We start from the raw sequence: 17584 nt of genomic DNA on the forward strand, positions 1-17584 counted from the left end.
CCCGCGCCTATAGAAAGAAAAGACATTCACCACGAAGAAGCGAAGCGCCGAAGGATATTCCAGCCAATTTTTGAGTCTTGCTGAACACTCTAGACGAAAGCATTTCAAGCATAGCGGGAAAAGCGCTGTGTGTCTTATGTCTGGGTATGCATGCCTATGAAGAATTAAATTTCAAGGCCATAACAGGCAGATGGCTTATAGCAGTAGCGCGGTAGCGCTATCTGCTTGTATTAGACCGCTTGTTCCTACCATAAGGTGTAATGTTTCGTTAGCTCTTCCACTATTGAGTGTCTGTGGATTTTCAGGGACTAGAGCTTCAGTTGGATTTAGGAATCCAGCTTGAGCTTTGCAGTGTCGGCGGGTCAAAGCTTCGAAGCGGGTTGCCTTATCATCACTGGGCTTTATAAGCAGATAAGGTTTTGATCGCCAACTTCGCAGTCAAGGCTAGCCAACACATTCTGCCGTTCTTGCAAGGGAAGCCAGTACATTACCGATCGTAATTGTAACAGCTCCCTTGCAGGGATTTTTTCCCGGTTGTTATCTAATCAAGCTGACACCATCCATCCCCCAGCTTGCCGTGGTTTAAGTCGCTGTTTCAGCACTTAAATTCTGAACTCTGTGCCTTGTGCCTAAGTTTGGGATAGAAGACCCCTCTCCTCTATTTGGCCCGTTACCTAAAGAGGTAAGTCGCCATACCCTGTAAAAGCGTAGCGCTTTGGCTTATCCGCAAGTCACTAAACGCTGTTCGCCACCTACTTAAATCCTGCTCTCGAGCTTGAAAGAAAAAGTGACATTATGAAACCAATGCCCGGCTCAGTTGCCCAACCGATTCGCATACAGTTGATTGACGATCAAGTCATCGTGCGCGAAGGTTTACGCTTGCTGCTGGAATCACAATCAGGCTTGCACGTGGTCGGTGATGCGGCAAGTTGTAAGGAAGCCGTGGCCTTGGCGCAGTCCGAACAGCCGGATGTTATCTTATTGGATTTAGACCTCGGCGACAGTCATGGCCTTAATTGCCTAAGTGAACTGTTAACGGTTGCGCCCAAAGCCAAAGTTCTCATTCTAACCGGCGTATACGATCTCGATGTACATCACGCCGCCATTAGCAGCGGCGCCATGGGAATTGTCCGCAAGCTGGAAGCCGGAGATGTATTAGTCAAAGCAATTCGTAAGGTTTCGGCGGGTGAGGTGTGGCTTGATGGCGTGCTTATGGCGCGCGTGCTGAGCGACCTTTGGAATACGCGCACGCCCTCCGCAGATACTCCGGCAGCGGCGCCCGCCCTTTCAGAAAAAGAACGCCAAGTGGCTGAAATGTGGCGTCCGAAAAATCAACCGCAAGATGATTACGAAGCGGTCAAGATTGCACGTTTAACCGAACGTGAGCGTGAAGTCGTCACCTTAATCGGAGAAGGGCTGCGCAACCAACAGATTGCTGATCGTCTTTGCATTAGTGTGATCACCGTGCGTCATCACCTCTCTTCGGTCTTTTCAAAACTGGAAGTTGGCGACCGTTTTGAGCTAGCAATCTATTCTTATCGTCACGGCTTAGCCAAGCCTCCCATGTAGTTTTGGCTTAGCAATGAACCTCTGATTGGCACCAAACAAATAAAATTTAGCAGTCTTTATCCAATCATTCTTTGCCCTGTTCGATTTGCTGCGCTACTACTTCCAAACAGCAGTGCTGCCAATTTAACTTTACTTGATGGTAACCTGCCAACAAGTACGAAAGCTTCCAGTCATTTCCCAAACCCAGACAGTATTTTTAATTCAAGTTATTTGTTGTCTGCATAATTAAGGCAACAATGTAGCTCTTTGCCAATATCAGCAAACGGGACTGCCAGCCGGATAGCACAAACAGCCTTATTGTTTGCTGGCCTCACCTATTTAGACAGTAACCCACACATATCTGCTATACGGGGGTCACACATGAGTACTAAATACTCGACAATAGCAGCACTTAGCCATGCATTGCGCGCTTAAAATAGTCACGCTGGCCGATGTCCACCGAGAACAAATGATGTATTCATATAGCCGTCAGAGGCAATCATAAGTTAAAGCGGTAAGGCGCTCCCGACTTCTTACTTTAGCAGTGAGGTCGGTAACCCTTCTCCTATACTCGGAGTGTGTGGAGATTTTCGCCTAAGCCAAGTTTGTGATGCCTGCTAATTGAAAGCGCGCGTTGTGGCGTGACAGGTGCTAGGGAGCCTCGTGGTAACGAAGTTTGGCGGTTAAACTATCGAGCGGTGGATAAGGCAGTAGTTGATTCCAGGGTCAGCCCAGTTCAGCGGCTAGTTTTGTTTCTGCTCTTCCACTTCACGAATAGTTGCACAAACTCCGATAGCCTGGCTGGTAACAGTGAGGCTACTAGCTACCCCCACACAGCGTCCTAATGACGCGCTCTCCGGAGTACAAAGTACCCCCAATGCTTCCGCTTCTGTTATGTCAGGTGGCACTGTATTGCATCGCTTATCTATCAAGAGAGGCAGAGAGGTTTCAATGTTCGCTTTTTCATCATCCCTTGCTGAGCCAATGTGGCTGTTATTTTTTGGTATTGTTTTTTTGGCAGTGGCGACCGGCATCCAAATGCGCCTAACAAAAAAGCAACGCCCTACGGGCGAAGAGATTGATTTACTGCAATCCGAACCGAATTCCATGCAAAGCCGGTAACAAGAATTAGATTTCGTCAGTTATGGTTGAGTAGCTATTTAATGTGAGGTGATAGGATGGCAAGTTTCAGGCCCCGAAGCTTAGGTGATTTCAGCGCGATTCTTTGGCGACGAAAAGGCTTGCTTCTTTTAGTAGCCGCCGCAATGTTGCAAGCATCATGGCTAGTCATTAAGAAGCTGCCGGATGTCTTTGAATCCCGCGCGCAACTGGCAATTTTAACCAAGCCTAGCGATGAAACTCAGTCGCTGGCAGCGCAAATTGCCGCGTTAACACAACGCGCGGTCAGCCGCGAAAGTCTCGCGCCGTTGATCAAAACTTATAAGCTGAATAAGGGTGATGAAGACTTGGAAGCTACTGCCACACGCTTACGCAAAGAGATTAAGATCGAGATCAAACTGCGCCAGTTTTATCCGGAATTTCCCGAAACAATCTTGGTTTCGTACCGGCACACTGATCCTGAAATTGCCAAGCAAGTCGTGGCTGACATGGTCGCCAATTTCACTGATACCAATGAATCGTTGCGGCAACAGGCTGCCAAAGAGATCAAAGATATTGAGTTGCAACTGGGCGAAATGGAAAGCCCCTTGGGCAAAATTTCCAGTCAACGCTTAGCGACTTTGCGCTCACAAACGACGGCCACTGGCGGGGCGGCGCTAGAAGACCCCCGCATCTTGCGGCGCACGCTCTTGTCTGAAATCAATGCCCTCAACGATAAACAGTTTCAACTCGATAAACAGATTGCCTTACAGCAACAGCAAATTGCTGAACAGCAAACAGTGGCGAAATCCGCTACTGTCGTCGCAAGCGGCGCCACGGCCAACAGTTCCTACGGGGTGTTAATCACCAAAAAGGCTGAACTCGACGCGCAGGTTAAGGAGTTTGAAAAACAGTACACCAACGAGAACCCCAAGCTGAAACAGGCGCGGGCGCAAGCACAGGAACTCAATTTACAAATTGAGAAGATGGAGCGCAGCACCCCGGGTTCGCAGGCGGTGGCGGCCACGCCGGAAGGCCGTGAATTGCGCGGTTTGGAACGCGAACTTGAGCGACAAAAAACCGAGTTGGCCATTACCCAACGCAATCTTGAAAGTAAACGGCAAGAGTTGGCCAACCTGCCCAATGCTGGCCCTAGCGCAGCAGCGCCAAATAGCGCGGCAATCCCTGATCCGGCGACGGACGCCGAGTATGAGCGGCTGAGCAAGCGTTATATTCGTTTGCTGGATAAGCAGGAAGCGTTGCAACAAGCCACGAACAACATGCATATCGGCCCGAATTTGAACTTGTTTCGGGTGATTGACCCGGCTTTTTTGCCTTCCAAACCAGCCGCGCCCAATCGCACGCTGCTCAAATTGATCGCGTTGGGCCTGGCGCTGGGGATGGGCTTATTAACTGTGGCGGTGCTTGAGGCGCGCCAGTTCTTCCGGATTCAGGATGAGCGCGACGTCGAGTATTACCTCGGCGCGCCGGTAATGGGATTGATTCCCGAAACACTGACGCCGGTGGAGCATAGCTTGATGCGGCGTCAAAAAGTTACACGTGTCGCCTTGGTGGTGATTATCGTGGCCGCCTGCGTTCCCATCTTTGCGCTGCTGCTCAACGGCAGCGGGCTTTTTGAAGTACTGGGGAACAAATAACTGGCAAGCCGCAGGGTGAAAGAGGTGGTCATGGATAAAGGTGCAAGGACGCAAAGATCGCAAAAAGGCAAAAGTAGAAAGCTGACCGTGAACAGCAACCAATCGCTTCCAAAAGAATTTTGGGCCGACGACGAAAACGTGCTGCCGGTACTTGATGAATCTCTAGCGGCGCCGAGCCGTAACGGCGCGTCTTATCAAGTGTCTGGCGATGACGTACTGCAATTATTCGATGCGCCTTCTGTCAGACGAGTGGGGAATAAAGTCAGCGGGTTGCTTAACGCAGCGGCGACGGCGGAAACCTCGAAGGTTGCGCAATTGAACGAATATCAAAAATCACCAGCGGATGGCCCGCCCGCGCGCCAGGTCGCGGGCGAATACATTGCGCCCCCACCAACGCATCCTTCGCAACGCAGTCAAGGGCGCAAGGCGACGGCCAAGTTGGACTACTACAAGAAACTGGCTGAGTTGCAACAGATGAACCTGGAGTTTGGCCGCAGCATACGCGCGGCACGGAATGAAGCGCGCACCGAGGTCAATGGCAATAACGGCAATGGCAATGGTTACGCGAATCCCGAACTGGTCAATGGCAATACACACGCCCAGGCGTTTGAAACGCGCCAGCAAACGGGGCGGCGCGAGCTAACGCATCCGTTGACAACGTCGTTTCACGTCGCCACCAAACGCGGCGAAGCGCGCCCCGTCAGCGCGCAGCCGTCGGTAAAACAACCGACGCCGCATCCGTTGCCGGCCCATCAACAGCGCGTCACGGCCAAGCTGGATTACAACCGGTTGCTGGAATTTCAGCGCCGCTACGAAGAGACGCAACCGCATGCGCCGACGATTGAAGACCGGTTGGCCAACAATCTGACGCAGCGCCAAGCCGCTGATTTTGCGCGCGAGACCGTGCGCCTGGCCGAGCCGCTCCGCCCGCGTTTGCCGGTGCGCGAAGTGGAGCCCCGGCAGGCCTTGCCCGAAATGCGTGATTGGCAAAACACGGCCAACCACGAGGCTGTCGTGCGGCGGCAACAGGCTGAACAGGATTTGCAACGTCACGCAGCGCCCGTGTTGACGCCGCAAACCGGCGGATTACGGCGCAGTACGCCGGAGCAACTCGCGGCGCAATTGCGCCAGCCGGTTGAGCGCGTGCGCGAAGTCTTGCTCGATCCGACACGGATTGACCCGCATCTGATCGCGCTCTCGGATTTCAATCCGCGCGCGGCCCGCTATTTCGATCAAGTGGCGGTTTCTTTGATTTCGGTTTCATACAAACGCCTGTGCAAACGCGTGCTGCTGGCTTCGGCCCTGCCCGGTGAAGGGCGCACCTGCGTGGCGCTCAATTTGGCGGGCGCGCTAGCGCGAGCGCGGCAACGCGTCTTGGTGGTGGATTGCGATTTGGCGAATCCTTCGGTGCTGCGACTGTTGGGCATTGACGCGCCGCTGGGGTTGAGCGAGGCCGTGCATCGTGGCCTGGGGCCGAACAGCGCGGCGCTGCGGGTGCAACCGGCGGGGTTCAACATTTTGCCGACGCGCGAAAAAGTTCAGCATACAGCGGAGTTGCTGGCCGCGCCGCGCTTTCACGAAATGCTGCAAATGTGCGAGCCGGACTACGATTTTATTTTGTTCGATTCGTCGCCGCTGCTCGAGAGCGCCGATGCCAATCTGTTGGCGGGACTGACTGACGCCACCATGCTGGTGATCCGCCCAGGTATGACCACGACGCAACAGATGGCCAAGGCCGTGTCGCTCTTCAATGAAAAAGACATTTGCGGCGTGGTGCTCAACCGCGTGGCGAAATAACGGGTGCGGGTGAAACTGGTTAGAAGGAGTCAGGCGCGATGAAAGCCAAGCACTGGAAACGAACGTTCCTGTTGATGCTGTTTGAAGGAGCTTTGATCTACGGTTGCGGCCTCATGGCGATCCTGTTGCGTTTTGGCGCTGACGCGGGCGCAGTGCTGACCCAGCGCCAAGGGTTGTTGAAACTGCTGGTGGCGATGGCCGTGACGCAAGGCGCGTTTTATCTTTTTGATCTTTACGATTTCGGCATGATCCGCCGCTTGAGCGTGCTGGCGATTCGCCTGTGCCAGGCCTTGGGTTTGGCGGCGATGTTGTTGGCGCTGCTCTTTTACCTGCTGCCGCATTTGATGCTGGGGCGCGGCGTTTTCCTGACGCAGTTGGCGTTGATGCTGACGATTATGACGGGCTGGCGCCTGATTGCGCGCTGGTTGCTGGGCCATCCACGGCTGGCTGAGCGCGTCATTATTCTGGGCACTGAACAGCAGGCGATAGATTTAGCACGTGAGGTTTTGAATCGGCGCGAAGCAGGTTATGAGGTCGTCGGCTTCATCGGCGATGACCCGGCGCTGATTGGAAAGAGCCTGATCAACCCTTGCGTGATCGGCACTGCCGACGATTTGGAAGCCGTCACACGCCGTTATAACGCCGACCGCATCGTGGTCGCGTTGACCGACCGGCGGGGCCGCATGCCGCTTGATACGCTCTTGAACCTGAAGCTGCGCGATGATGTCGTGGTTGAGGACTGGGCGAATTTCTTTGAACGTCTGACGGGCAAAATCAGCACGGATCGCTTGCAACCGAGCCAATTGATCTTCGCTGATAACATGCGCTGGATACGCTTTTACCGCCGCGTGCGGCGCGTGGCCGACATCATCATCGCCTCTATCGGGTTAGTCCTGAGCGCGCCACTGATGTTGCTAACCGCGCTGTTGATCAAGCTGGAATCGGCGGGGCCGATCTTTTATTCGCAGGAGCGCGTGGGGCAGCACGACCAGCCGTTCCACATCATCAAGTTCCGCTCGATGCGCACTGATGCCGAAAAGAACGGCGCGGTGTGGGCCAGCAAGGATGACCCGCGCGTCACACGCGTGGGCCGCATCATTCGCAAGCTGCGCATAGACGAGTTGCCGCAATTCATCAACGTGCTGCGCGGCGAGATGAGCATGATCGGGCCGCGCCCTGAACGCCGCCAGTTCGTCCAGCAGTTGAGCGAAGTGCTGCCGTATTACTCGCAGCGCCATTTGGTGAAGCCGGGCATCACGGGCTGGGCGCAGGTTTGTTATCCCTATGGCGCGTCGGTCGAAGATGCGCGCATGAAGCATCAATACGATCTTTACTACATCAAGAATCAATCGCCGCTGCTCGATGCGGTGATTCTTTTCGAGACGTTGCGGGTGGTGTTTTTCGGCAGGCTGGGCCGCTAACGCTATAACCGAAGATTAGACTTCCGGTGATGGTGAAACAGGACGGGAAGAACGTATGAACAGCAATTTCTATAACAAGTTTGCGGCGCAAATCAGTTGCGCGGCGGTGCTGGCGGTGATGACGGCTGGTGCGCCCCTACAGGCGGCACAGCGTTCGACCGCCGCCCAAAGTTTGAGTTCGGAGCCACAATCGCTATCTGTGGCTTCAGCGGCGCAGGTGCAGATGTCCTGGGGGGGAACGTCTGCACCTGCCGTTTCGCTCACTGAAGTTTTGAGTTCGAGTTTGAAGCTGTGGGCAAACGCGCCCGCCGCTTCAGCGTTGCAGGCGCGGAGGTCCTGGGGGGGAGCGTCCGCGCCTGTCACAACGTCTTCAACGAGTTTGGGGTCACCGGTAACCGTGCCGGCGGCTTCAGCGTTGCAGGCGCGGGAGTCCTGGGGGGGAGCGCCCGCGCCTGCTACAACGTCTTTTATGAGTTTGGGCACGAGTTTGGAGCCGCAGGCAGTTGTTCTTGGGAATGAACCGGCGGCTTCAGCGTCGCAGGTGCGGAGGTCCTGGGGGGGAGCATCCGCACCTGCCACACGCAACCAACGCCCGGCTCGATCATCCGCCAATCCCGTTAGCACTGATGTGAATGACGACAAAACCGGGAAAAGCAATCAGACTAAAACCAAAGAGGCCGCGCCCACTGTGCAAGTGCCGGATGATCCGCAAGTTTTTGAATTGATGTATGAGAATTTCCGCCGTACCTACCGGCTCGGCCCCGCCGACGAGATTGCAGTGCGGGTGCGCCTGGAGCCGGATTATTCGATTGACCGGGCCAAGATTTCGCCCGATGGACGCGTCTTTCATCCGCTGCTCGGCGATGTCGTCGTGGGCGGGCTGACCGTTGAACAATTGACCAGGAAACTCAAACAGGATTTGCTGCGCTATATCAAACAACCCGAAGTGAGCGTGCAATTGCTGGAAGCCAGGAGCGCCAAAATCGGCGTGCTCGGCGAAGTCGGCCACCCCGGCATTTTGCCGATGGTCGGCCCGATGACGGTGTTGGACGCCATCACGCAATCGGGCGGCTTTGCGCGTACCGGCAGCCGCAGCAATGTTTCGTTGATACGGCAAAGTCAAACCGGCAAATACCAAACCTTAAACGTGGACGTGAAAAAGCTGCTGGCCGGCAAGGCTGATGCGGAAGAAAACCTGCCGTTGCAACCGGGTGACACGGTCATCGTGCACGGCAATTTTTTGAAGAAATTGGAATACGTGACGGCGCTGACAGGGTTTACTCAGTTCCTCGCCTTTGTCGCCCTGACGCGCTGAAAACCAAATTCCGCTCGGATGTGCGTGGGTGGTGCGCCCGCGCGCATCACCGGTAGTAAAGCTCTCTTTACGGTTCCGGCTGCCACGCAAGCCACGAATCCCTCACTCCCCTGACCGGACCGCTGGATGGCGCAAAGATAAACCAGGGGGTTGTTGCACAACCAATTAACAGAATAACAAGCAATCACCCGTCTGACTGAAGGCGGCCAGCGGTGCCGTTGGCTAACTAAAACAAAAGGTAACTTGTGCGTATACCTAGATCCGAAAATCCATAGAGGCTAAGTTAACAATGAAAAACTCCGAACTCCTCCTGAATACGGGGATGAGTGAGCGAGGTGCTTGGGAAGGTGTTGCAGAGGAACAGAACGCTCCACTAACAAATTCAACCGCTGTCACGGGTGTGGCAACAACCGGCTTCCGTCCGCTGCCGGTGGCGCCGCAAATGACGCTGTCAAATGCGCATGGCACACACGGGCCAGCTCCTAACGGTACCCTCTGGCGGGTGCCGCCCAAAAAGAACAATGAAATGACCCAACTGGCCGCGCTCGTCCGCGAGCGGCTGGCGCAGATGGGCGTGCGGCAATCGGAATTTTGCCGGTTGTATCGCTTTGATCAGGGCTTGCTCTCCAAGATTCAAAACTCCGTCATTACCAATTTGAGTCTGGAAAGCGTCTTGCGGCTCTCGGTCGGCCTTGCGGTGCCGCCCCAAAAGATTCTGGCACTGATTGAACGCCCGGATTTACACGACCTGGTCTTGCAAGCCTACGGCAAGGAACTGACGCCAGACGACAACCGCGCAAATTGAACTTTGCCGCATCAATCAATGCTCCAGGGCAAGGCTCTACGGCAAGGCTCCACGGCGTCCAACCAGCGTATACCAACGTAATGTTGGCAACGCCAAGCCACTGTTAAAGGGGGCTGTCTGCGCTTCTGCTGAGTTATTGCTGCCGGCCGCAGAGCCCCTTTCAACTTTCGCGCGTTTGGGATGTAAAGAACGTATGCTGAAACAAACCGTGCTCAATCTGATGCGGGTGACTGGCGCCTTTGCTCCGTTTCGGCTGGCGAACCGGACTAAAGTGCTGATCCTGACCTACCACCGGTTCAGCGAACAGGAGGAGCCAAACAAAACCTCGGCGCAGGCTTTTGCGGAGCACCTGGAATACTTGACCCAGCATTACCGGCTGTTGCCGCTGTCGGACATTGCCGACTGTCTGGCGACGGGCCGCACCCTGCCGCCCGCCACCGCCGCGATCACAATTGATGACGGGTACCGCGATTTTTACGAAGTGGCCTTTCCGCTACTCTTGAAATACCGCGCCCCCGCGACGCTTTACGTCGCGACGGATTTCATTGATCACAAGACCTGGCTGTGGACAGACAAATTACGCTTCCTGACGGAGCGCACACCGGCTAGCGAGGTCGTGGCGGTCTTAAAAAGCCGCACGCAGCGCTTCGCCCTCACCGATCATCTGTCGCGGTTGCGGGCCGCCGATAAAATCAATGCAGCCCTGAAAACGCTGCCGAACGACCAAAAGGAAGAAACGATCAAACGCATCGCCGCCACTTTGGACGTACTGGTGCCGCCCTTGCCCCCGCATGAATTCGGCGGGCTGACCTGGGCGCAAATACGAGAGATGGATGCCGAGGGCATCGAAGTCGGCTCGCATACCGTGACGCATCCGATTCTGCCCAACGTCACGGATGATGAAGTGCTGCAATATGAATTGGCCGCATCCAAAGCGCGCCTAGAAGAGATGCTGGGCCGCCAGGTGCCGCTGTTCTGCTATCCCAATGGCCGCAATGATGCGCGCGTCCAACGCGCGACGGCCACCGCCGGGTATAGTTGCGCCGTTACCAACGTGCCGGGGATGAATACCAATCTTACGCCGCTCTTGGCGTTGCGCCGCATTTGCCCCCAACCCGATCTGGCGCACTTCGTGCAAAGCACCAGCGGATTTGAACAATGGCGGCGCAGCCTGGCAGGCGCCGATACAGCCCCCACGGCCCAGACATTGCCAGCGGCAGCTTTGGCGGCGGTTTCTAAAGAATTGGCGCATCAAGTCCGGCAGGTGTAGGGCCAGCTATGAGTCAGATCACCGAGCAGCAGGCGGCGGCGCTTGAAAATAACTTGTTGAATGACGCTGCGTTGTCCCTGCCAACCCCTGCGCCGCGGCTTCAGCAATCGGGCGAGCACGCCAGCAACAGCCCCAGTTTTGCCCAACGCACTCTCTGGCTTTCGGCAGCGCGCTTGGTTTCGCTGGTACTCTCGTTTCTGCTGCCCTTCATCCTGGTGCGCAAACTCAGCACGGCGGAATTCGGTCTTTACAAACAGGCGTTTCAGATTTTGCAAACGGCGCTGGGGTTGTTGGGCTTGCAAGTCAGTGGCGGCATTTACTACTTCATCCCGCGCTATCCGGACAAGAAAGCCCAGGTGGCGATGAATGCCGTGCTGTTTTATGCCTTGTTGGGCGCGGCCGTGGCGCTCTGGTTCGCCTGGCATCCGGCCTGGGTCACGCAGGCGTTCAAAGGCGACGGGCTGGTGCCCATCGTACCGCTGTTGGGCTTGGCGATCATGCTCTGGCTGATCGCTTCGGCGTTTGAGAGCGTGATGATCGCCGACAACGATGTGCGGCGCGCCTCGCTGATCACGGTGCTGCTGCAACTGGCCAAAACGGTGCTGCTGATTTCGGCTGCTGTTTGGCAAGGCGACATTCGCACGATGATCACGGCGGCGCTGCTTTTCGGAGCGGTGCATTGCCTGGTGTTCTTTGTTTATCTGTATCGGCGCTTGGGGCGTTTTTGGTGGCCGTTGGATGGCGCGTTATTGCGCGCACAACTCGCCAATGCCCTGCCCTTTGGCTTGGGCGCGTTTGCTTTTAGTTGGCAGTACGACCTGCATAACTATTACGTGATGCACTATTTCGACGCGGCGGCCTATGCGATCTATTCGACAGGCTGTTTTCAATTGCCGCTGCTGCTGGTGCTGCTGGACGCCACCGACACGATCATGATTCCGGAAATCGCGCGCCTGGAAAGCGCGGGTGCGTACCGGCGTATCGCCGAGACCTGGTTGGGCGCGATTCGCACGCTGGCGTTTTGTTTTATGCCCGCCTGCGCGCTGATGTTTGTGCTGCGGCGCGAATTAATCGTCGGCTTATACACCGACAAGCTCGCGGCGGCAGTCCCGATCTTTGCCATTGCGCTGTTGAATACGCTGCTTTTGATGAATCTGACCGGAGCGGTGATGCGCGCGTTTGAAGACCTGAAGTTTTACCGCATGAAGCTTTACTTGTGCCTGATGCCGTTCACCGCCGCGCTGCTTTACGCGGGCGTGCGCTTGGCCGGGCTGGTGGGCGTCATGCTGGCCGTGGTGATCGCGCGTGGCATTGATGTCACGCTGACGACGCGGCGGTTGGCGCAACGCATCGGCATGACGCGACACGATTGGCATTACGCGACGCCGCTGTTGCGCATTGCGGCGGCAGCGGCCCTGGCGGCGGGCTTGACCCAACTCGCAAAACCGTTGCTGCCCGGCGGGCATCCGCTGGTCACGTTTCTGGCGGGCGGCGTGGTCTTCGGGCTGGCGTATCTGCCGCTGGCGTTTCTGGTCGGCGCGGTGTCGGACAAAGAGAAAGAATGGCTGCGCGGTTTGTTACGTAAGTTCGAAGGTGCATGGGCGCGATTGCGCTGGTCAGCGGCGGCGTAGGCGGCAAGGGCCGCGGCAGGGTGGTGAAAGAACAATGGCTGGAGCTTTCTTCAAACCGAAAAAAACGGCAACGCTCTTTCAGGACGCGCCGCCGCCGAGCGGGCTGACTTGGCGCGCGAATGAAAGTGATTTTGGCGGCGCGCTAGTGCGCGAAAAGCTGCTGCACTTCGATCTCAAACAGAACAGCTACCGCCTGGCTTTTGTCTTCGCCTGGCTCTTTACGCTGGTTTTGTACGTGCGCCCGCAGGAGCTGTTTCCGCACCTCTTTGCGGCCTACCCGATTCAGCTTCCGATGCTCTTTGCCACGGCGGCCCCGGTGGCCTTTTTTGCCGCGCGCGCGCTGGGCGGCGAGCGGCTCTTTCTGTGGACGAAAGAGTTGCAGATGGCCTTTGTGATTCTGGCGCTGGCGATTTTGTTTTACCCGCTTTCGATTGATAAAGCCGTCACGTGGAAGGAATGGAACGAGAACTACCTGCGGGTGTTTCTGATCTTCGGCATCCTGATCGGCACCTTGTATTCGCGCGCGCGCATTTACTGGATGATGCGGGTGACGGTGCTGAGCGGGGCCTGGATCGCCTTTGATTCGATTCAACGCTACCGCGCCGGCGAGTTCAACGATCCCAAAATGATCAACCGCATGGTGGCTTCGGTGGGCGGAATGTTTGGCAATCCGAACGATCTGGCGACGACCTTCGGGATGTTGCTGCCGCTGGCGGTGGTCTTGCTGATCGTGAGCCGCAGTTACGCCAAGCTGCTTTACGCGCTTTGCATCGTGCTCTTTCTGGGCGCCACGATTGTGACCTTTTCGCGCGGCGGCTTTCTGGCGCTGGCGGCGGTGGTGGGCGTGCTGCTCTGGAAGTTCCGCAAACGTCACCGCGCCATCCCCTGGGTCGCGGGAGCCATGTTGGGCGGGGTGTTGTTGTTGGCGACGCCGGGCGGATTCGGCGACCGGCTCTGGACGATCATCAAGCCCGACGCCGATTCGACCGGCTCGGCGCAGGAACGCCGCGACAACTTGAAACGCGGCGTCGTGATTTTCCTGCGTCATCCCGTTTTCGGCATCGGCATGGGCACCTTTTATGTGATGGGCATTCGCGGTCGGCGTGCTCACAACTCCTACTTGGAGATTGCCACCGATTTGGGGGTGCTCGGTTTGCTGGCGTATCTGGTGCTGATTTTTAAGCCGCTCAAGGCGCTGTGGAAGATCGAGGCTGAAACCGTGGGCGCGCGCGACCCGCAGGATTTTGAAAACTATTTATTGAGCGTGGCCTTGCAGGCGGCGTTGGTGGCGTATTACGTCAACAGCTTTTTCGCCTCGATCCAGTATATGTGGTTCGTCTACTTCCCCATCGCTTATGCCGTCGGATTGCGGCGCATTTACGAGCGGGAACAGGCGATTCGCACCCAAATTGACGCGCCCGCGCATCTCGCCGATTTCCATGTCGGCGAGGAAGACAAGGGCACTTTATGGAAAGCACGTCCGCTCGGACGTCTTTTTCAACCGACAGTGAGACAACCAGACAGCGCGACAACCAACCAGCAAGACGGGGAAACGGAACAAGCCGCGAGCGTTCCGGCCCCCCGACTCGCGGTTTCGCCTGTTGCTGTTCAACCCCCGACTCCGGCTACCCATAGACAGTTGCCACCCCCGTCCACGAACGGCTAGGCAGCAGGAGTTCGCACAATGACAGTCGTATTACTTGCGCAAATTATTTTCTGCGGCGCCTTGGCGTTGCTGCTTTATACCTACATTGGTTACCCAGTGTTGATGTTTGTGTTGAGCCGCGTGTACGCCTTACCGGTCAAGCGCGTCAACATCTTTCCGCGCGTTTCGATGGTGATCGCCGCGCATAACGAAGAGTCCGACATTGCGGCCAAACTCGAAAACGCGCTGGCGCTAGATTATCCCAAAGAGAAGTTCGAAATCGTGGTCGCGTCGGATTGCTCGTCAGACCGCACCGACGAGATCGTCAAAAGCTACGCCGCGCGGGGCGTCAAGCTGTACCGGCAGGAACAGCATTACGGCAAAACCATCGCCCAGAACTCGGCAGTCAAAATCACCAACGGCGAAATCCTGCTTTTTTCGGACGCGACGACGATGTACCGCCCCGATGTGGTGCGCAAGATCGTGCGTCCCTTTGCCGACCCGACGGTTGGGTGCGTCGCGGGACAGTTGATTTATGAAGACCGCACATCCACGGTCGTGGGCGATGGCTGCAAGTCCTATTGGGGCTACGAGAAGCTGATCAAACAGTGCGAAAGCGTGGTGTGTTCGCTAATCGGCGTCAGCGGCTGCCTCTATGCCGTGCGCCGCAGTTGTCATCAAAAGCTGGCGAACGACATGATTGATGATTTCGTCATCGCCACTGAGATTCGCCTGCAAGGCTTGCGCACAGTGTACGAGCCGGAAGCGATCTCGACAGAAGATACGAATAAGAAGGGCCAAGACGAATTCCGCATGCGCGTGCGGGTGATTCAGCAAACGTTCAGCGCCTTGCAGCGTTACAGCGAAGTGCTCAGCCTGCAAAAGCAAGGGATGTATGCCTTCCAGATGATCTCGCACAAAGTGCTGCGTTATCTGGTGCCGGCGTTTTTGCTGGCTGCGCTGCTGGCGAACGCGCTGCTGGTGCACGTGCATCTGGCCTATAGCGTTGCTTTCTTCGCGCAACTCGCCTGTTACCTGCTGGCCGCGCTCGGCTGGCTCGGTGACAAGCTGGGCCTGCGCTTAGGTTCGTTCTCACTGCCATATTATTTCGTGCTGGCGAATGCGGCGATTGTCCGCGCCTTCATCAAATACATGCGCGGCGAATCCCGCGTGGTCTGGCAGTCGGTGCGCGACAATAAATTGCCGGCGGAAGCCAAGGCCGGGCAAACGGCTTGAGCCTGTTTGCAGTTCGGTTCGACGTTTGAGTTCTCTGAAGTAATCCAATTACGTAGCAGACGGGGGAACCATTCCCCGGCTGAACTACCAATCAGGCGCAGCGGCTGTTTCAGAGATTGACCCCACATCTGTAAGGTCAGCCGCGCGTCAATCAATGACTCTCTGGAATCCTGGCAGACATGAGACACGCCCCAGGTATTTGAGGAATTATGTGTGGAATCGCAGGTTTTTTTGAGCCTCAAGCGGCTCTGACTGCGATTGAAAGACGCGACGTCATCCAACACATGTGCGACGTAATCGCCCATCGGGGTCCGGATGACGAGGGGTTTTATGTCAGCGGTGGTGTGGCGATCGGGATGCGGCGGCTTTCAATCATTGACCTGGCGACAGGTCATCAACCGATCTCGAATGAAGACGGTTCCGTGTGGCTCGTCTTTAACGGCGAAATCTATAACTACGCCGAGTTGCGCGCGGGTTTGCTGCAACGCGGCCACCAGTTCCGCACCAACAGCGACACCGAAACCATCGTGCATCTATACGAAGAGTTGGGCGACCGCTGTGTTGAAAAACTGCGCGGGATGTTCGGCTTTGCCATCTGGGACGCGCGCGAACACAAGCTGCTGCTGGCCCGTGACCGGCTGGGCAAGAAGCCCATGCATTACGCCCACCAGGGCGACGCGCTGATCTTTGGCTCGGAAATCAAATCGCTCTTGCAGCATCCCTCCATCCAGCGCGCGGCCAATCTCGAGGCGCTCTCTGATTTCCTCTCGTTCGGCTATGTGCCGGGTTCTCAGACGGCCTTTCGCGGCATTCACAAATTGCTGCCGGGCCACACGCTGACGTTCAAAAATGGGCAGGTCAGCACGCGCTGTTATTGGGATTTCAACTACAACGGCGACGGCGCACACCACAAAGACGAGCGCACCTATATCGAAGAGTTGCGGCACGAAATTGACGAGGCCGTGCGCATCCGTTTGATGAGCGAGGTGCCGCTCGGCGCGTTTCTCTCCGGCGGCATTGATTCCAGCACCATCGTGGGCACGATGGCGGGCTTGATGGAGCAGCCGGTCAAGACCTTCTCCATCGGCTTTTCCGAAGCGAGTTTTGATGAATTGGAATTCGCCCGGTTGACGGCGAAACGATTCAACACCGAGCATCACGAATTCGTGGTCACCCCCGATGTTTGCCATCTGGTCGAAGAGATTGTCTGGCATCACGATGAACCTTTTGCGGATGTTTCGAGCATCCCCACCTACGTCGTGTCAAAGATGGCGCGCGAACACGTCACGGTGGTGCTTTCCGGCGATGGCGGCGACGAAGTGTTTGCCGGCTATGGCCGCTACGCCGTCCACAAACGGCGCGAAGTGTTTGAACGCATCCCCAGTGCGGCACGGCGCGGTCTGATGTTGCCGTTGAGCCACTCACTGCCGCGCTTTACGCCCGGCAAAAACTATCTGCGCAACATCGCGCTCGATGCGGCGGCACGTTATGTAGACAGCCTGGCGTTCTTTGACGAACGGGCCAAACGGCGCCTGCTGTCTGACACGACCGCGCGCCTGTTGCGGCATCACGATTCGACCGCCGAGTTCCGGCAGTTGTTCAACGTGCCGAGTTCGCTCGAACGCATAGATCATCTGATTTACCTGGACAGTAAAACCTATTTGCCCGGCGATATTCTGGCCAAAGTGGACCGCATGAGCATGGCGCATTCGATTGAAACGCGCGCGCCGCTGCTGGATCACAAACTGATCGAGTATGTGCAAACGATTCCCGGCTCGCTGAAATTGCGTGGCATGGAAACCAAGCACATCCTCAAGCGCGCGGTCACGGGACTGGTGCCGGATGAAATCATTCAGCGCCAGAAGAAAGGCTTCAGCGTGCCCATTCGCCAGTGGTTCAAACGCGAATTGAAAGACATGCTGAATGACACGCTGAGCGATCAGCGCACGCGCGAGCGCGGGTTATTGAATCCAAACGCGGTGCGGGCGCTGGTCAATGAACATCAGATCGGTCGCCGCGATCATGCGCATAAGCTCTGGGGGCTTTTAACGCTGGAACTCTGGCACCGGGCCTTTATTGACCAGCAACCCGAAATGAGTTTTGAAGGCGCCAAAACGCTGAGCTTGAGCCAACTCACGCCCATCGCGCCCGCCGCCTAAA

Annotated in this window: 13 protein-coding genes; 11 read left to right on the plus strand and 2 right to left on the minus strand. The window is 56.4% G+C overall.

The window, feature by feature from the left end; translation table 11 throughout:
* Window positions 1-795 precede the first annotated feature (795 nt).
* Window positions 796-1569, plus strand: a complete 774-nt coding sequence (locus tag HY011_07420; protein ID MBI3422753.1) for a response regulator transcription factor — start codon at window positions 796-798, stop codon at window positions 1567-1569.
* A gap of 722 nt (window positions 1570-2291) precedes the next feature.
* On the opposite strand, the gene HY011_07425 is transcribed toward HY011_07420, so the two are convergent.
* A complete protein-coding gene (locus HY011_07425) occupies window positions 2292-2582 on the minus strand; it encodes a hypothetical protein (GenBank protein ID MBI3422754.1) in 291 nt (96 codons plus the stop codon).
* 231 nt (window positions 2583-2813) lie between these two features.
* On the opposite strand from HY011_07425, the gene HY011_07430 reads away from it, so the two are divergent.
* The 3 genes from HY011_07430 to HY011_07440 all read left to right on the plus strand — a co-directional run bounded on the left by HY011_07430 (window position 2814) and on the right by HY011_07440 (window position 7522).
* Complete coding sequence (locus tag HY011_07430) at window positions 2814-4304, plus strand: hypothetical protein (GenBank protein MBI3422755.1); 1491 nt, start codon at window positions 2814-2816, stop codon at window positions 4302-4304.
* Window positions 4305-4391: 87 nt separating this feature from the next.
* Window positions 4392-6101 carry an AAA family ATPase gene (locus HY011_07435; GenBank protein MBI3422756.1) on the plus strand — a complete coding sequence of 570 codons (1710 nt, stop codon included), beginning with the start codon at window positions 4392-4394 and terminating at the stop codon, window positions 6099-6101.
* Window positions 6102-6139: 38 nt separating this feature from the next.
* Window positions 6140-7522 (plus strand): TIGR03013 family PEP-CTERM/XrtA system glycosyltransferase, encoded by a 1383-nt coding sequence (locus tag HY011_07440; GenBank protein ID MBI3422757.1) that lies wholly within the window; start codon window positions 6140-6142, stop codon window positions 7520-7522.
* A 69-nt stretch (window positions 7523-7591) separates the two neighbouring features.
* Here HY011_07440 and HY011_07445 read toward each other — a convergent pair whose 3' ends face one another.
* On the minus strand, window positions 7592-8005 hold the full coding sequence (locus HY011_07445) for a hypothetical protein (protein MBI3422758.1): 414 nt from the start codon (window positions 8003-8005) through the stop codon (window positions 7592-7594).
* 145 nt (window positions 8006-8150) lie between these two features.
* On the opposite strand from HY011_07445, the gene HY011_07450 reads away from it, so the two are divergent.
* From HY011_07450 to asnB, 7 genes are all read left to right on the plus strand, one after another.
* Complete coding sequence (locus tag HY011_07450; protein MBI3422759.1) at window positions 8151-8837, plus strand: polysaccharide export protein; 687 nt, start codon at window positions 8151-8153, stop codon at window positions 8835-8837.
* 526 nt (window positions 8838-9363) lie between these two features.
* Complete coding sequence (locus HY011_07455; protein ID MBI3422760.1) at window positions 9364-9642, plus strand: helix-turn-helix domain-containing protein; 279 nt, start codon at window positions 9364-9366, stop codon at window positions 9640-9642.
* Window positions 9643-9835: 193 nt separating this feature from the next.
* A complete protein-coding gene (locus HY011_07460) occupies window positions 9836-10912 on the plus strand; it encodes a polysaccharide deacetylase family protein (protein ID MBI3422761.1) in 1077 nt (358 codons plus the stop codon).
* An 8-nt stretch (window positions 10913-10920) separates the two neighbouring features.
* On the plus strand, window positions 10921-12543 hold the full coding sequence (locus tag HY011_07465) for a lipopolysaccharide biosynthesis protein (GenBank protein MBI3422762.1): 1623 nt from the start codon (window positions 10921-10923) through the stop codon (window positions 12541-12543).
* 34 nt (window positions 12544-12577) lie between these two features.
* The gene (locus tag HY011_07470) at window positions 12578-14209 is read left to right on the plus strand and encodes an O-antigen ligase family protein (GenBank protein ID MBI3422763.1); all 1632 of its coding nucleotides are present in this window, start codon (window positions 12578-12580) and stop codon (window positions 14207-14209) included.
* Between the two features lie 18 nt (window positions 14210-14227).
* On the plus strand, window positions 14228-15424 hold the full coding sequence (locus HY011_07475) for a glycosyltransferase family 2 protein (GenBank protein MBI3422764.1): 1197 nt from the start codon (window positions 14228-14230) through the stop codon (window positions 15422-15424).
* Window positions 15425-15633: 209 nt separating this feature from the next.
* Entirely contained in the window at window positions 15634-17583 is a 1950-nt protein-coding gene (gene asnB, locus HY011_07480; protein MBI3422765.1) for an asparagine synthase (glutamine-hydrolyzing), read from the plus strand.
* Window position 17584 lies beyond the last annotated feature (1 nt).

This window comes from Acidobacteriota bacterium (assembly GCA_016196035.1).
Classification (GTDB): domain Bacteria; phylum Acidobacteriota; class Blastocatellia; order RBC074; family RBC074; genus JACPYM01.

What these genes read in the sequence shown, in the direction of transcription:
- HY011_07470 (MBI3422763.1), top strand. Translation starts at nt 12,578, where the DNA reads ATGGCTGGAGCTTTCTTCAAACCGAAAAAAACGGCAACGCTCTTTCAG.
- HY011_07475 (MBI3422764.1), top strand. Translation starts at nt 14,228, where the DNA reads ATGACAGTCGTATTACTTGCGCAAATTATTTTCTGCGGCGCCTTGGCG.
- HY011_07430 (MBI3422755.1), top strand. Translation starts at nt 2,814, where the DNA reads ATGTTGCAAGCATCATGGCTAGTCATTAAGAAGCTGCCGGATGTCTTT.
- HY011_07455 (MBI3422760.1), top strand. Translation starts at nt 9,364, where the DNA reads ATGACCCAACTGGCCGCGCTCGTCCGCGAGCGGCTGGCGCAGATGGGC.
- HY011_07420 (MBI3422753.1), top strand. Translation starts at nt 796, where the DNA reads ATGAAACCAATGCCCGGCTCAGTTGCCCAACCGATTCGCATACAGTTG.
- HY011_07425 (MBI3422754.1), bottom strand. Translation starts at nt 2,582, where the DNA reads ATGCCGGTCGCCACTGCCAAAAAAACAATACCAAAAAATAACAGCCAC.
- HY011_07460 (MBI3422761.1), top strand. Translation starts at nt 9,836, where the DNA reads ATGCTGAAACAAACCGTGCTCAATCTGATGCGGGTGACTGGCGCCTTT.
- HY011_07465 (MBI3422762.1), top strand. Translation starts at nt 10,921, where the DNA reads ATGAGTCAGATCACCGAGCAGCAGGCGGCGGCGCTTGAAAATAACTTG.
- HY011_07440 (MBI3422757.1), top strand. Translation starts at nt 6,140, where the DNA reads ATGAAAGCCAAGCACTGGAAACGAACGTTCCTGTTGATGCTGTTTGAA.
- asnB (MBI3422765.1), top strand. Translation starts at nt 15,634, where the DNA reads ATGTGTGGAATCGCAGGTTTTTTTGAGCCTCAAGCGGCTCTGACTGCG.